Source organism: Phyllobacterium sp. 1468 (assembly GCF_031455525.1).
Lineage (GTDB): Bacteria > Pseudomonadota > Alphaproteobacteria > Rhizobiales > Rhizobiaceae > Phyllobacterium.
In genome coordinates, this window is record NZ_JAVDSX010000001.1 from 634,287 (window position 1) to 650,862 (window position 16,576).

A 16,576-nucleotide genomic window follows, 5' to 3' on the forward strand; every position below is an offset into this window, starting at 1 on the left:
CGCCCGCGCGGCGAACCTCATATTTCAAGACATCAACCAAAGGGACGGGACCGAGGTGCCAACCCAAGGCTCAGGCAGCACAAAACGCGCATTTTACAGCAAGGCGGCGAAAGTCGGTGGGGTCGATGTCGATCTGGTGGCCAGGGTCGTAACCGCGAGCCGGGACCACGACTTTGTCGTAACCGGTAAGCGGCCATCGATCAAATCAAATGGTGCGGATGATATCTGGGTTGACTGGTACATTTACAAGACCGGTACTTACGATCTTGCCAAAGACAAGAGCAAGAATGGTGTAGCCGATCTGATAGAGGCGGATGTCGGTGTCCAATTCAGCGATCTTGATGGCCCCAACAATGAAGTTCTCTACGTCCGCATGTGTACGGGAGATGTCGATTTTGTTCGCATTTCCAGAAAATCAACGCTTATCCGCAGTTTCGGCAGCGTGGCGGGCTTCGACGAAGTCTTCAGCGATGCGGGCGACAAGGATTATGATAATGGGACGTTTTTTCCCGAGTCCGGAGCTGAGGTCTTTTATCGCAGCGCCAGCAAATTCACCATGGGGCGCACGGCGAAGAGCCCCTACGTCATCAATCTAAGCAATCCAAGCTATAAGAAAGCCGATTCCTTCGATCTTAAATGCTCGGATTTCCGCAAACCCTCTGCCATTGATGACCTGAAGCAGGCTCAGTTGGGACAGCCTGTAACCCTTTCCATTCTCGATAATGACGGGGTGCAAAGTGGCACGGGAGTGTTTTCAGCCGAGCCGCCGAGCGATCTTTCTTTGGATACAGTCAGCCTTGTCGCACCTGCCAATGCGACGAATGTCACGAAATCTTCCGAAGGCTATCTCATCGGATTCACCGTGCCTGGCGAAGGCACGTGGTCCTATGATGGCGGCACCGGCGGCTTAACGTTCACCCCACTGGCGACCTTCAAGGGCAGCCCTACACCCATCAGCTACACCTTCAAGAACGCGACGAATGTTGTTTCCAACCAAGCCAAGGTCGCGATTGTCTATTCAGGCCTAGAAGTTGTCAAAACGGCAACGCCACCCGCAAAATTCGCAGTGGGTGAATTGATCAATTATACGTTTAAAGTCACGAACACGGGACAAGATCCGGTAACGAATGTCACGATCAAGGACGCTCTTTCCGGCGTTGTTATCACGGGCGGCCCCCTGGCCAGCCTTGCAGGTCAGGCGTCTGACACCACCACCTTCAAAGCCAGCTATGCGCTGACTGCGGACGATATCAAGACCGCGGAGAACGTGGTCAGCAACACCGCAACGGCAAGCGGGACGGCCAAGGATGGCACGACGCTCACCAGCGCTCCTTCAACGGCGGCGGTCACTATTATCGGACAGCCCGGCTTGACTATCCAAAAGACGGCAGGCGCACCTACGGGCAGCAAGGTCGGCGACAAGATTACCTTTTCTTTCAGGGTAGAGAACACCGGTAATGTAGACTTGTCCAATGTCGTGATCACCGACACCAAACTCGGTAAACTTCCCGCGCTCAACCTCGGAAATCTTGCTCCAGGCGTCAAGACTGTTACCGCAGACTACAAGTTGACACAGGCCGACCTTGTCGCCGGCAAGGTGGAAAACACCGCCAGCGTAACCGGCACGCCGCCGCCGAACGCTGCGCCGCTCCCTGTCCCCCAGCCGAGCACAGTCATCACCCAGATACCGTCGCCCGGACTTTCCATCGTCAAGAAGGCGGGCAAGCCGTCGGGCAACGCGGTCGGCTCGACCATCGCCTATAGCTTCGAGGTGAAGAACACCGGCAATGTGACGCTGACGGATATCGTGGTCTCCGACAAGCTGGCCGGACTTGTGCTCAAGGGCGGGCCCATCGCCTCGCTCAGCCCCGGGGCGGAGGATACGAAGACCTTCAGCGCGCTCTATACGCTGAGCCAAGCCGATATCGACAAGGGTTCGGTGGAAAACACCGCCAGCGTCACCGGCACGCCGCCGACGGGCGGGCCGGTCACCACTTCCTCGCCGACGGTGATAACGCCGATTGCCGGTTCGCCCGGACTTTCCATCGTCAAGAAGGCGGGCAAGCCGTCGGGCAATGCGGTCGGCTCGACCATCGCCTATGCGTTCGAGGTGAAGAACACCGGCAATGTGACGCTGACGGATATCAGCGTCTCCGACAAGCTGGCCGGACTTGTGCTGAAGGGCGGGCCTTTGGCTTCCCTTGCGCCGGGAGCCTCCGATACGAAGACCTTCAGCGCGGTCTATACGCTGACACAGGCCGATATCGACAAGGGTTCGGTGGAAAACACCGCCAGCGTCACCGGCACGCCGCCGACGGGCAATCCGGTGACGACGACTTCCGAGGGGACCGTCGTCGACATTGAACCCGCGCCCGCAATGACCATTGCCAAGATCGCCGACCGCAGCACCATTTCGCAGGCCGGAGACAAGATCAGCTATACCTTCACCATCAGCAATACAGGCAATGCGACCCTGAGCAACCTTGCCGTCTACGACAAGGTCGTTTCGGCTTCACCAATCTGCCAGGTCCAGCAGCTCGCGCCCAAAGCCGAGAAGAACTGCAGTGCGGACTACATCGTCACGCAAGCCGATCTCGACGCAGGTGCGGTGAGGAATGTTGCGACGTTGACCGGGGACGGTCCCGACGGAAAGCCGCTTATTCCGGTTGAATCGCCGCCGGTCCTGACAGTTGCCGCCGTCGTAACGCAGCTGACCGTCGAGAAAAAGGCCGACGCACCTGCGGAGGCCAAGGTCGGCGCTATCATCAAATATACCTTCACTGTGAAAAACGAAGGCAATGTGACGCTCTCGAATGTCAAGGTCGAGGATACACTGCCGGGTGTCCTGCTCAAAGGCGGTCCCATCCCGACGCTGGCTCCCGGCCAAGCGGACAGCACGTCATTCACTGCCAGCTACACACTGACTCAGAAGGACGTCGATGCGGGGAAGGTGGTCAACAAGGCGGCGGCCACAGGCGTTCACAGTTCCAAGCCTGTTGCCGCAGACCTTCTGATCTCTGGCGAAAAGTCGGTTACCAGTCCGGAGGTTACGGTACCGGTTGCGCTCGCAGCTGGTCCGGCATTGACAATCGTCAAGAAGGCAAACGCCGCATCCGGGAATGTGCCGGGTGCAACCCTGTCCTATGATTTCACCATCACCAATACCGGTAATGTGACCTTAAGCAATGTCACGGTCACCGACCCATTGCCGGGCGTGGTGCTGCAGGGGCAGCCGATCAAGAGTCTTGCGCCGGGGGAGGTCAATACGACAGCCTATAGGGCGATCTACACCCTGAAACAGAGCGATATCGACGCGGGTTCGGTCGAAAACACCGCCATGGTCAAAGCCTCCCCGCCCGCAGGCGATCCGATAGTTGCGCAATCGGCAAAGGTGTCAACGCCCATCGCGGCAACGCCGAAACTGGACATTGTCAAGAGTATCGGCGAGCCAAACGGCAGGACGGCCGGGTCCAGTGTTCCCTACACCTTCAAGATCACCAATTCGGGCAATGTAACGCTCGTCAACATTACGATCACCGACAAATTGCCGGGCATCGTCATCAAAGGCGGTCCTATTCCGATATTGGCCCCGGGCCAAAGCGACACGAGCACGTTTACCGCCACCTACAGCCTTACCCAGGCGGATGTCGTCGCCAAACGCGTGATCAACACGGCTGTTGCCCATGGGCACCGGATGGCGAAAGTCCCGCCAAAGACAGCCACCGTCGGTCCGCGGGACGTTCCAACGATCGCCAGATCGATAGGGGCTCCGCCTGATGCGACCGGGGGGCCAGCACCGTTACGGGCACCAGGAGACGAAGTAACCAGTGGGGACGGAGACGGCGATGCTGCTCTTGTCGATAGCGGCGAAAGTGCTGCTGTTCTGGAAATCGGTGAGGCGAATCCGGAGCTGGGCCTCGTCAAAACCGGCCACTTCAACGATGAAAACGGCAATGGTTATGCCGATGCAGAGGAAACAATCACCTACAGGTTCGTGGTTAATAACAAAGGCACGGGTCCGATCCGCGATGTATCCGTGGAGGATGAAGGACCGGTATTCAATGGCCGTCCGGCGGCGAACAAACTGTCGCGTAGCGAGCCCGTTTTGGTTTCGATCGAACCGGGCGCGGAGCATGTGTTTACAGCGACTTATAAACTCGGTCAGACCGATGTCGACGCCGCGGCCTCATTGCAGTCCGGCGTAACCAACAAGGCGGTGGCGCGTGGCTATAGTGACGACGGATCGACCAGCACGATGTTTCAATCGCCTGAAAGCACGTCGGTTCTCAATCTTCCTGCCGCCTATGGTGATCATGATGTAACGATCATCAAACAGGCGGGGCTGCGCCAGATCCGGCGGGGCGAGAAGGCGCCGTTCACCATCAAGGTGACCAACAATAATAAGGACAATGTCGGAGCGATCGTTGTTACCGACATAGTTCCCTCCGGTTTCCGTTATGTTGACGGCTCCGCCCAGATCAACGGAGTTGCTGCAGCCCCTGTCGTCGCTGGCCGCAATATCCGCTTTGACCATATCGTTCTTGGACCGAATGCGGCTTTGACGATCCGTCTGCAAATGCTCGCCCTAAGCACCGCAGAACCGGGTAAACACACCAATCGCGCGCAGGTGGCCGAAGCGGACGGAGAACGCCTGGCACCCGAAGCAAGTGCTTCCATCGAGATCATGATCGATCCGGTCTTCGATTGCGGCGATATCGTCGGCAAGGTTTTCGACGATGTGAACGGCAATGGCTATCTCGACGTGGGGGAACCCGGCCTACCCGGCGTACGGCTCGCGACGGTCAAGGGCCTGCTGATTACCACCGACAGTTACGGCCGCTTCCATGTGGCCTGTGCCGATCTGCCCGACAAGAGCATCGGTTCGAACTTCCTCATGAAGCTCGATACGGGCACTTTGCCGACCGGCTATAGCGTGACCACGGAAAACCCAAGGGTTATCCGCCTGACCGCCGGCAAGATGTCAAAGCTCAATTTCGGCGCTTCGATCGGTCATGTGGTGGCCCTGGATATCACCGATGGAGCCTTCGAAAACGGCCAGAACGTCCTGAAAAAGGAGTGGAGCGAGGGGATCGATCAATTGATCGACGCGCTCAAGCTGCAGCCTTCAACCTTGCGGATTTTCTATCTGGTCACGGCTGCGAGAGATCTTGCAACGGAACGTGTCAGTACGCTTCAGGAGGATATCAAACAACGGTGGAAGCACTCTGACGGCGGCTACGAGTTGAACATTGAAACACGCATGGAGCAGGGCCAATGAGCAACTTTTCCGTGAGTTCAACGCGTGTTCGTTCCGGCATCACAGCTTTGCTGGCCGGTTATGCATTGTTTGCCACCACCCTGGCCAAGGCTGAAGATGCAAAGGCGTCCGATCCCGCAATTCCCTTCACCATCAGCGTCGACGGGGAAAAGGTGGCTGGCAGTCCGTCCAGCCGGACTGGCCCGACGGTTGAGGCGGCGAGAGCGCTGCACAACCGAAAAACCGATCTGGGTTTGCGTAGTGCCGATATACAGGTCAAATTCGACGGACTCGATGTAAGCCCCATCTTGAACGTGTCGACCATGCCGATTCGTCGCGCCTACAAGGCCGGCGAAAAGGTGGATTTCCTCGCCACGTCCAACTATCCCGCGTTTATCGAAAAGTCGGAAATCCGCATTCTGGATGCGGAGCATGAACCGGCGGACAAGCCGATCGCCGTGATCCCTGTTACGGTCAATGGCCAGGCGACATGGGTGATGCCGGAAACGAAGGACGACTCCAAGCACTTTCAATATGTCCTGCGCGTCTATGACGGCGAAGGCCGGTATGACGAGACATTGCCGCGGACCCTGGCGCGCACCGACCGGGAACTGCCGGCGGAAGGCAATACTGGTCATGTCGCTTCGAGCGAGGGCGAGGCGACGGCGCCGGGCATGGCGGAGGACAATACTGCCCGGCGCAATATTCCGGTGCACGGCGGTGCGGTTACCGTTTATGGCCGCAACGTTCCGGATGGGTACAAGATCCGGGCGCTGGGCGACGCCATTCCGGTTGACCCGGAGCGCGCTTTTGTCATGCAGCGCATCCTGCCTCCGGGCGACCATGATATCGATGTTGCGCTTTCTGGTGTTTCCAAAAGCGGCGGACTGGATTTCAGTCGCCACATCGTCATACCCCAGAACGACTGGTTCTATGTGGGCCTGGCTGATCTGACTGTGGGCAAACGCTTCGGAGACAAAGACATAGAGAGCGTCCGCCCCGGCGAATACGACAATGTCTACACGAAGGGACGTCTCGCTTTCTATGTGAAGGGCAAGATCAAGGGCAAATATCTGCTGACGGCTGCCGCCGATACGACGGAAACCGACCTTGATCAGATGTTCCGCGGGCTCGACGCCAAGGATCCTCGGCAATTGCTGCGCCGGATCGACCCTGAGGACTACTACCCGATCTATGGCGACGACTCGAGCGTCGTGGACGACGCGCCGACCAATGGCAAATTCTATGTTCGGCTCGATCGAGGCGGCAGCCACGTCATGTGGGGTAATTACAAGGCGAGCATCCAGGGCACCGAGTTCATGCGTTCCGACAGAGCACTCTATGGCGCAAGTGGAGTCTATCGATCTGAAAAGACGACCTCTTTTGGCGAACGGCAGACAGAAGCCACCGTCTACGCAGCGCAGCCCGATACACTGCCGCAACGTGACGAGTTTCTCGGCACAGGTGGTTTCGCCTATTTCATGAAGCGGCAGGACATCACCATCGGCAGCGAGACGGTGACGGTCGAGGTGCGGGACGAGGTGACCGGCCTGGTGCTTGAACGGCGCACACTGCGCTATGGCGAGGATTATACATTTGATTATCTGCAAGGAATGCTGATCCTCAAGCGCCCGCTCTCTTCCACGACGGGCACGGATCAGCCGGTGCGGGATGGCGCGCTGGGTGGCAACAAGGTCTACCTCATCTCGCAGTACGAATTCACGCCGGTCGCCGGTACGCTTGACGGCTATGTCTACGGCGGTCGCGCCCAGCACTGGTTCGCCGACAAGCTGCGGATCGGTATTACCGGGATGGATGAGAACACCGGCGTTGCGAACCAGCAGGCTTATGGCGCCGATGCCCAGTTGCGCTACTCCGAGACCACTTTCATCGAGGCGGAACTCGCCCGTTCGAAGGGTCCCGGTTTTGGCACCTCCCGTTCCGCCGACGGCGGGCTGACTTTGAGCGATATTCATACAACCGGCACGCGCAATCGCGTGGCCGGCTCCTGGCGCACAAAGGCGCAGCTCGATCTTGAGGATATCAGCAGAGGCGGTATAAAAGGTACGGTTGGCGGATATTATGAGCAAAAACAGGCGGGTTTCTCCACTTTGGCTGAACAGATTTCCGTCGATGAGCGCATCTTCGGTGCCTTTGCCAATATCGCATTGACGAAGGCCGTGAGTCTTGATTTCAACTATGACGATTATCAGGAAGGCCGCGGCACAAGCGATTTCGACGGTCGCGACATCGGCGAGCGGTGGAAGCGCAAGGGTGCGTCGGCGATCAGCTGGCAGCTGGACGAGTACTGGAAAGCTTCCTTCGGACTGACCTATACCGACCTTCAATCGCCTGTTGCCCGCGCATCCCGCAAATCCGGACAGAACGGCTCGCGGCTCGACAGTGGCGCCCGCCTCGAATATTCGCCGGACGATGATCATACCTATTACGTCTTCGGCCAAGGCACGATTTCGCGCTCCGGGGACATTGATCGCAACGATCGAATTGGCGTTGGCACCGACTACGAGCTGACCGACAAGATCAGCCTGAACGGTGAGGTTTCCTATGGAAATCAAGGGTTTGGCGCACTAGCAGCAATCAATTATCACCCAACGGCGGACGATACATACTATGTCGGTTATCGACTGGACCCCGACCGTGCCTTCGATCTCGACCGCCTTTACGATCTCTCTGGAACGGATCGCGGTGCCATTGTGGCCGGCGCGAGGCGCAAGTTGGACGATACGCTGTCCGTCTATGCCGAGCGTAACTATGACCTGTTCGGATCCCGAAATTCGCTGACACAAACCTACGGGGTGGTCTACACACCCGATAAATGCTGGACCATTGATGGCGGCTTCGAAGCGGGGACGATCGAGGATGATGCGATCGATCCTGATGACGGTTTGGAACGCGCGGATTTTGACCGCAGGGCCGTCTCCCTGGCCATTGGCTACAAGGATGAGGAACGCGTCAGCGCCCGGATCCGGGGCGAGGCGCGCTTCGAGGACAGCGACGACAACAGCCGCGACGCGAACACTTATCTGATCGCGAGTGGACTGAGCTGGAAGACGTCGGAGGACTGGCGTTTGCTTGCCAACATTGACGCAGTTTTGTCGGACTCCGATCGCGAGACCGCGTTTCGAGATGGAAATTACATCGAATTATCAGTTGGTTACGCCTACCGCCCGATCAAGAACGACCGGCTGAACGCTCTGTTCAAATATGGCTGGCTGCGCGATACGCCGGGCGAAGATCAGGTCAGCGCCATCAGCGGCGATGAATTCGGCCCGTCGCAGCGCAGCCATATTCTGTCGGCGGATATCAACTACGACCTCTTTCCTTGGCTCACGATCGGCGGAAAATACGGGTTCCGCTATGGTGAGACGCGGCAGCGTCTGGCCACGGATCGCGAGGCATTCTCGGCTTGGGAAACATCCTCGGCACATCTCGGAATTCTTCGCGCTGACGTGACTTTGGTCAAAAGCTGGGACGCGCTGGTCGAGGCCCGCCTCCTTGCCATGCCGGAAGCCGACACGACCGACTATGGCGCTCTCCTTGCGCTTTACCGTCATGTCGGCAGCAATTTCAAGGTTGGCGTCGGCTATAATTTCGGCTGCTTCTCGGATGATCTGCGGGACCTCGTCCTGAATGATGAAGGGGTCTTCCTCAACGTCATCGGAAAGTTCTAGAGATGTCTGCCAGTCGACCCTGATGGTCGAATTCTCCAAACATGTTTCAATCGCTTACAACCAAAATACACGCGCCGGCTGAAATTCTTGCGCTATTTTCGCACATTCTTGATGAGAATCGCTGAGTCTTGCACCATTTTCTGGTTTTCTTGCGCAAACTGTCAATGCGATTTGAGCCTCTGCGCTCGAACAGTTTCTTGCGGGAGACGGCTGGCCGTAATTATCCAGTTCCGCGCAGAATTTTGGCCAATGCAAGCCGTACCGTCCGGTACTGTCTCTTTTTCGTTCTGGTTTTGGGTGGCCTCGCCACCGGGCTTGCATATGCGATGAAAGCAATAATCAGAAGCATAATTTAATTCAAATTTTGAAGTACATTGCCATTATATTCCACGATACTTCGTTATGAAAAATTCATTTGCATGAAATACCAAATTTAGTTCTATATCCAAATATAGCTCAATAAATCCGTTTCTAACTAACTCAAAATGGGGGCCATGATGGCGCTGAACAATTCCTTGCTCGACCTCCTCAATATCCATCCGGAAAACGGCCTGGACCAGATACTCACCGGCGGCGACGGACCCGATATTTTGTTCGGCGGCAGCGGCAACGACTTTATCCAGGGCAAGGCCGGCAGCGATCTGCTCTTCGGTTATGAAGGCATCGATACGCTGGCTTATGTCGGTTCGTCCGAAGGTGTGATGGTGCACCTTGGCGGCCTGGATGGATCCGGTGCGCTCGGCACGTGGGGCGGCGATGCCGAAGGCGACCGGCTTGCCGTCGGTTTCGAGAATCTCGTGGGTTCCGCCTTTGACGACAAGCTCTCAGGCGATGCCGGTGACAATGTGCTCGTCGGCCTGGATGGCAATGACGGTCTCTCCGGCGGTGAAGGCAATGATACGCTCGTCGGTGGCGCAGGCACCGACTGGCTCGATGGCGGCGCCGGCGACGACAAGCTCCTCGGCGGTGATGGTGAGGACTATCTCTTTGGCCGGGACGGCAACGATACGCTCAATGGCGGTGCGGGCGAGGATCGCCTCGATGGCGGCAATGGCGATGATCACCTGCTTGGCGGCGCCGGTACCGACTGGCTCGATGGCGGCAACGGTGCCGATTATCTGGATGGCGGCGAAGGCAACGATTTGCTCGATGGCGGCCGTGGCAATGATACGCTGATTGGCGGCGCAGGCGACGACGCACTGAATGGCGGCTCCGGCGATGACCGCCTGAACGGAGGTACGGGTGCCGACTACATCGCCGGCGGCCAGGGCAGCGACTGGATGGACGGCGGTGCCGGCGACGACCGGCTGGAAGGTGGGTCGGGGCAGGACTGGCTCTATGGCGGCGATGGCAATGACACGCTCGATGGCGGCATGGGCGAGGACCGGATGAATGGCGGGGCGGGCGATGACACGCTTGTCGGCGGTTCAGGCACGGACTGGCTGGATGGCGGCGCGGGCGCCGATCATCTTCTTGGTGGTTCCGGCGATGATTTCCTGCGCGGCGGCGACAACAACGACACGCTTGATGGCGGCGCCGGCAACGACACGCTGAATGGCGGTGCCGGTGATGATCAGCTCATAGGCGGCCCGGGGTCCGATATCCTCGCGGGCGGGTCCGGTGCGGACACGTTCATCTTCGGTCAGATCGAAGCCGGTTTCCAAATCCAGGGCGGACACAACGCGGTGACCTCGATCGTTGATTTCAACGCCGGCGAAGGCGACAGGATCGATCTCAGCAGGGTCGATGCCGACACCGGCACGTCGGGCAATCAGGATTTCCATTTCATCGGCGAAAGCGACTTCTCCGGTGTCGCCGGCGAATTGCGGGTTTTTCATGCTCCACAGGACCCGTCGGGTGGCACGGCCATCGACCATTGGCTGGTCGAGGGCGACATGAATGGCGATGGTATCGCCGACCTGATCGCCGAGGTCTCGGGGCATGTCGAGGATGGCCTGTCGGTTCATGACTTTGTGATGTGATCAAAGTGGTCGATCAGGCGGGTACACGGCAGGGTGATTACCACTGGCTTCCGACCTGATCGCCGACCCGGCTGATGCCAATCTTCACGGGACGCCCGACGATGACTGGCTCCATGGTGGCGGCGGCGCGGTAGAAAACCGGCTGAAAGGTGGTGCTGGAGCCAACACGCTCATCGGTGGAGCCGGGACAGGCTGGCTGCGTGGCTACGACACTCTCCCGGTGCACTTCACGGTGGTCTCGAGGGCGATGGGAATGCCGACGGGCAGATAGACTTCTACGCTCGATTGTGGAATGTCGATCTGAGCGGTACGGTGGCCGCAGCCGATTTCATCGCATGAGTTGATGACGCGTGCGAGTGTTAAAGACATGCGGACGAGCATGCCAGTTCGAGTGTTCGGAGTATGATTTGGAAGACTGGGACCCTAACGTAGTCAAGATGCTCAGCATCTTCATGCCAACCACTTTTGACAGGCGCCTGGCCATCAAGGGGCATTCCCGCTTCGTTCATTACACCACGGCCGAGAACCTGTTTCGCATTCTCGATCAGGAGGAGATACAGTTTCGAAACACGCGATGCATGAACGATTATCGCGACGTCGAACAGGGGGTCATGCAGCTGCACCAGTGGAACAATGATGGGGAAAGCAGCGAGGCGCTGGCGAAGGCGCTCGAAGCCAGCAGTCCCGGGGTTTGGGGTGAGGCAATCAAGAAATACTACCAGGCGTTGCCGAGCCTGCGCACGCAATCCTATGTCCTTTCGGTCGCCGAACATGATCCCGATGAGAATGACACCGGCCGGCTATCGTTGTGGCGGGCCTATGAAAAAGGCGAGACCGGGATCGCCGTCGTCGTCAAGGTCGCGCCTTTCATGCAGGTGACGGAGGCCCTTAAAGCCTATTCGAGCCCAGTGGCATACTGGACACGGCCCCAACTCGATGACGAGTTCAAGGTCGTTACCCAGCGCGTGTCTGCCAACAAGGATTTCCTGTCGAAACTACCGAAACCCGCCCTGATTGAAATGCTGTTCCTGATGCTGGTCTTCGCGGCGACGTGCTCCAAACATCCGGGACTGGGTAACGAACGCGAATGGCGTGTTTTAACCAATCCGCAACTCTGGCCATCGCCGCAACTCGTGGAACACCATGACATCATCGGTGGAATTCCGCAGACGGTCTACCGGATGCCGCTGAAAAACAGCCCCGCCGACAATGTGATGGGTATAGAACTGCCCGAACTCATCGACCGTGTCATCATTGGCCCGACCGCCTATGCCGGACCGGTCCGCGATGCGATCATTGCGAAATTGGCGCAGAGAAAGGTAGACGATCCCGCATCGAAGGTTGTCATATCGGGGATGCCGGTTCGTGCGAAGGCAATGGGATAGAGGGTGTTCCCGGCAACATCGTCGCAAGCGACGAAATGGATAAATATTTCCATCGCCCTTGCTCCTTGTATCCGCAAAGATGGCCTCATTTCCATTTATCAGTTCACGACCTGGACTGAGCGCATCCTCAGGGTGTTCGAACCGAGGGTGCTGTTTTCGCGCAAGGAGGATAGTCAGATGCACGACCTAACCATAGTCCTGGCAATCTTCGCTGTTGTTGTTCTCGCTTATCAGTCTGAAATAGATGACAGGCCTGCGGTCCAGGACGAAGACGAGACGGACTGCGGTGACTGACTTAGGTTGTAAACACATAAATCCGATAGAAAATGGCGGCTGAACGGCAAGAAGATGCGAGACGGTCTGCGACCTAATGGGCGACACCGGCAGTATCGTCCGCAAGGCCAACGGAATGGGCAATGCGATGCAATTTCCTCGGTTCGGCATCCTCGCCCATCTCGATGCCATTGAGTTCATCGACGGTCAGACCGCATGCGACGGCGAGGTCCTCGACCGTGTACTTGAATTTTTGCCGGATCATTTTCACCAGATTTGCACCGGCGGCGATGGCGGAAGCCGTCGTTTCAATCGTATCAACCATGGCGGATCTCCGGATCTGGCAAGTTTCGGTCTCCCCAAATGCATGGGTTCATATTTGGTTCCAAGATGAGCAGCAGGTTTCAATATCAGCATGGCCTTGACATAGTGCATATGCACAGTTATATTGCGTCCATGAATGAAACGTCATCCATGGACGCCTGCAACGGGTTCGCGACCAGACGCGCTGCTCGTTACATCACCAGGCTTTACGAGCGGCACCTTGCGGCAGCGCACGTGACGACGACCCAGTTCTCGATACTGGTGTTGCTCGGTGAGCGACCGGGTATGACAATGAGCGAGCTTGCGCGGGCGATGGTCATGGACAGGACGTCACTGGTGCGGGCGATCAAGCCGATGCAACGTGATGGCTGGCTGAAGACGGAACCGGCGCTGGATGAGCCACGAAAGCTGGTGCTGTCACTGACGGAACCGGGTCTGAGCAAGGTCCGGGAGGCCAGGCCCCTATGGCAAAAGGCCCAGCAGGAATTCGAAGCCCAGGTGGGGTCCGAACGAGCCGCACAATGGCGGCATGATTTTTTCGAGATGACACGCAGTACCTAGAATAGTTCGAAGGTCCAAATGCGTGCCGGGTAGTGTGCATACGCACATGACATGACGACATAAGAGGAGACTGAAAATGACGGGATATTTAAAGATTGCTGGCAGTGCGGTGCTGTATGGCATGATCGCAGCAACACCGCCGGTTCAGGCCACCGAATCAGATCGCAACGTGAAAGAAGGGCAGGCCGTCATTACGGCCCTTGGCAGTGATGCGTCCGCCGTCACCTATTGGGTCAGCCAGGCAGACGGCTGGCATGTCGTGACCACAGTCGATACGAAAAACACAGCCGTCAGTTCCGACACCGGAAATCACGCCATCGTAAGGTTTTCCGCGGTGCTGCAGCCGGGCCAGTCCCATTCGATCTCGATCCCGGTTGCCGTTGGCGAGAAACAGCCTGCACTGCTTATCCGGCGCGTTGCGGACCGGATCGAAGTCGAGACAGATCCGGCACTTTTGAACTAGAGCAAATTCTGTTTCCCGGTTGGCGAGACAATCCACGCGGAAGGTGGCGAGGCCGATGTTTATCCATCGGACGACGCCTCCTGACAAAGTGGTTGGCCGCCAGCCGGAAACCGATGAGGCCGGGTGAATTTGGCCCAATTCCTTCGGGCTTCGGCTTCGTCCGATGGGTAAACATCACCCTCGCCAAATCCCTTGACCTTGAACCAAATTCCCTCCGGCAGAACGACTCTGTTAGACAAAACTTGCTCTAGCCGGATCGCTACTGCACGAGCGATCTGGACTGGTTTATCCAGTCGATCGCTTCGTGATGCGGCATGGGCTTTGCAAAATAGTGGCCCTGCATGGTCGCGCAGCCGAGTTGCCGCAGAATGCGCAGGTCTGCTTCCGTCTCAACGCCTTCGGCAACGACCTCGATTCCGAGCGACTTGCCAAGGCCGAGAATGGATTGCACCACTTTTCGATCATCAACCGATTTTGCGATGCCGTAGATGAACGAACGGTCAATCTTGATCCGGTCGACATGCAACAGCCGAAGCGACGACATCGACGAATAGCCGACACCGAAATCGTCGATGGCAATGCGCACGCCTTCTTTGGCCAAGGCAGCCAGTTTGCCTTGCACGGAGCTGATATCCTTTGCCGTGTCCTCGGTGATCTCGATCTCCAGCATGGAAGGCGGCAGATCGAGTTTGCGCAGTTTTGCGATTATCAGATCGTCCACGGCGAGTTGGGACATTTCGCGCGGCGACATGTTCATCGCCACCCGCAAGTGACCAAGGTTCATTGCACGCAAGGTCTGCATCATGGTGCAGACATCCTTCAATATGTATCGGAACAGCGGTTCCGCAAGGCCGGAGAACGATGCGACCGCGACCAGATCCATGGGGGGGATCCAGCCGTGCCGCGGGTGTTTCCAGCGCACCAACGCCTCCAGATCGGTAATCTTGCGCCCGCCATTTCCAAAAATCGGTTGGAACCAGACTTCCAATGCGTCGTTGCTCAATGCCTTGGCGACGTCACGCTCTATATCGCGATGCATGGCGAGGTGATCGCGCAAGTCGTCGTCGAACACATAATGCCGATTGCGGCCCTGTGACTTTGCTCTGTAAAGCGCCGCATCCGCACGGACCAGCATCTCATCGACGTCCAGTTCGCCGGACACACAAACGCCAATGCTGACGCCGATGCGGCCGGCATCGAAGGTGGCGAATGGAATGGATATTGCAGCAATCAGCTTGGTGGCGAGTATCGACGCCGTCTCGTCATAACGTGCCGTGTCCAGCACAACAGCAAATTCGTCTCCACCCAGACGTGCCACAAGTACGTCGTTGCCCAGACTTTGACGAAGCCTCCTGCCGACTTCCACAAGCACCCTGTCGCCCGCTTTGTGACCGAAGGCGTCGTTGATCGATTTGAAGCCATCGAGGTCGAGAAGCATGAGCGCGAACCCGGCCTTGCTGGAACGCGGCAAAGACGCAACTTCCTGCATGAAGCCGCCACGATTGAGAAGTCCGGTCAGTTCATCGTGCGTGGCGCGATGTCCCATTTTGGCAGCGGCTTGCGTCGCTTGGTCCCTGGCCGCTTCCAGAGAGATTGCCATGGCGGTGGCCTCGTTCTTCAGCCTGCTCGACTGCCGGAACAGTCCTTCGCTTTCCCATGCACCGCGGATCAAGGCTGCGAGATAAATTATCGTCGTGGCCGCAAGGCTATAGCGGTCAAAACCACCGGCGAAGACGAGGCATCCGGCCACCGACAGGAGAACCGGGACAATGTAACAGATCGGCATCAGCGCATAGGCAAAACCGGCGGTCACCGCGCCTGCCGTGATTCCGCACAGGACGACCAGGTAGAATACCGATTGCGGTGCAGTGTAACCGTCGCACAGAACGGCAATGAAAGCCCATACGACACCTGAGATCGCCGCCATGACCGACTGCAAGAAGAGATGTTGTCTTACCGAGGCCGGGTCCAGGTTCTTCGGCTCCACCGGAGCGCCGCGGTCAAGCAGCCTCACGGGAAAACGGCACAGAAGCATTCGTGTCGCATTCACGAGGCTTGAAGCGAGGAACCACAATAAACCCGCCAGTCCTTGGCCGTAGTGAATAGCGACGAGCAGGCTGATCAACCCCAGGACAATACTGACGGGAAGGGAAATGAGCATGCTGCGGCGCACGGCCAGGAGCTGGTCGGCGGCGATCAGATGCTGCAAGGGCAGCGCAAGCGCTTCTGCAGGTTGGTTGGGACTCATCGCGTCTCTGCCAGAAATGCATCGTTATTGTTGCCGGAGAGAGCTTAATCGCCTTCTGCATAATTATTGGTAACTTTTGCGAACGGGCAGGCTCACCCAACCATGCGATTGCTAATTCTTCAGGCCGCGATCAGCGCAATAGGTCATGAACTCGTCCGGCAACATGATACCTTCGCCCTCGACCTCCACCTGCAGAACCGGATGTTTGTGTACCGCGTGCAAGGCGTCCTTGGCGCATGGGTATTTGATTGCCGTTATCGTCAACCGTCCCTCGACAATGAACACGCGAACGCTCGTGTCTGGCCGGGACATCGCCGTGGCTCCTTTGTATGTGTTTCGATTGACACTTAGATAGTCATCGAAGTGCACACAAAAAAGACCCACGGCCTGA

General features: G+C 57.7%; 11 protein-coding genes. 7 read left to right on the forward strand and 4 right to left on the reverse strand.

Annotated features, from left to right (window positions below; all coding sequences use genetic code 11):
• The first annotated feature begins 55 nt into the window (after window positions 1-55).
• The 4 genes from J2X72_RS03115 (at window position 56) to J2X72_RS25025 (ending at window position 11,202) form a co-directional block, all read left to right on the forward strand.
• Window positions 56-5,278, forward strand: a complete 5,223-nt coding sequence (locus J2X72_RS03115) for a CARDB domain-containing protein (RefSeq protein ID WP_310068322.1) — start codon at window positions 56-58, stop codon at window positions 5,276-5,278.
• The gene (locus tag J2X72_RS03120) at window positions 5,275-8,949 is read left to right on the forward strand and encodes a TonB-dependent receptor (RefSeq protein ID WP_310068324.1); all 3,675 of its coding nucleotides are present in this window, start codon (window positions 5,275-5,277) and stop codon (window positions 8,947-8,949) included. Before J2X72_RS03115 ends, J2X72_RS03120 begins: the two co-directional genes overlap by 4 nt.
• A 497-nt stretch (window positions 8,950-9,446) precedes the next feature.
• Entirely contained in the window at window positions 9,447-10,931 is a 1,485-nt protein-coding gene (locus J2X72_RS03125) for a calcium-binding protein (RefSeq protein ID WP_310068326.1), read from the forward strand.
• Window positions 10,932-10,989: 58 nt separating this feature from the next.
• Entirely contained in the window at window positions 10,990-11,202 is a 213-nt protein-coding gene (locus J2X72_RS25025; protein WP_405044647.1) for a hypothetical protein, read from the forward strand.
• On the opposite strand, the gene J2X72_RS03130 is transcribed toward J2X72_RS25025, so the two are convergent.
• Window positions 11,136-11,300: a hypothetical protein gene (locus tag J2X72_RS03130; protein WP_310068328.1), complete on the reverse strand. Its 165-nt coding sequence runs from the start codon at window positions 11,298-11,300 to the stop codon at window positions 11,136-11,138. The genes J2X72_RS25025 and J2X72_RS03130 overlap by 67 nt on opposite strands.
• Window positions 11,301-11,338: 38 nt before the next feature.
• Here J2X72_RS03130 and J2X72_RS03135 point away from each other — a divergent pair, with 38 nt between their 5' ends.
• Window positions 11,339-12,316 (forward strand): DUF2971 domain-containing protein, encoded by a 978-nt coding sequence (locus J2X72_RS03135; protein ID WP_310068331.1) that lies wholly within the window; start codon window positions 11,339-11,341, stop codon window positions 12,314-12,316.
• A gap of 367 nt (window positions 12,317-12,683) precedes the next feature.
• Here J2X72_RS03135 and J2X72_RS03140 read toward each other — a convergent pair whose 3' ends face one another.
• Entirely contained in the window at window positions 12,684-12,914 is a 231-nt protein-coding gene (locus J2X72_RS03140; protein WP_310068334.1) for a helix-turn-helix domain-containing protein, read from the reverse strand.
• A gap of 149 nt (window positions 12,915-13,063) precedes the next feature.
• On the opposite strand from J2X72_RS03140, the gene J2X72_RS03145 reads away from it, so the two are divergent.
• Entirely contained in the window at window positions 13,064-13,474 is a 411-nt protein-coding gene (locus tag J2X72_RS03145) for a MarR family transcriptional regulator (protein ID WP_209998754.1), read from the forward strand.
• A 76-nt stretch (window positions 13,475-13,550) separates the two neighbouring features.
• Window positions 13,551-13,937 (forward strand): hypothetical protein, encoded by a 387-nt coding sequence (locus J2X72_RS03150; protein WP_310068338.1) that lies wholly within the window; start codon window positions 13,551-13,553, stop codon window positions 13,935-13,937.
• Window positions 13,938-14,196: 259 nt separating this feature from the next.
• Here the strand turns inward: J2X72_RS03150 and J2X72_RS03155 are convergent, their stop codons facing one another.
• Both J2X72_RS03155 and J2X72_RS03160 read right to left on the reverse strand, forming a co-directional pair.
• Window positions 14,197-16,185 carry an EAL domain-containing protein gene (locus J2X72_RS03155; protein WP_310068341.1) on the reverse strand — a complete coding sequence of 663 codons (1,989 nt, stop codon included), beginning with the start codon at window positions 16,183-16,185 and terminating at the stop codon, window positions 14,197-14,199.
• Window positions 16,186-16,296: 111 nt separating this feature from the next.
• Window positions 16,297-16,497: a hypothetical protein gene (locus J2X72_RS03160; RefSeq protein WP_310068343.1), complete on the reverse strand. Its 201-nt coding sequence runs from the start codon at window positions 16,495-16,497 to the stop codon at window positions 16,297-16,299.
• Window positions 16,498-16,576: the final 79 nt, after the last annotated feature.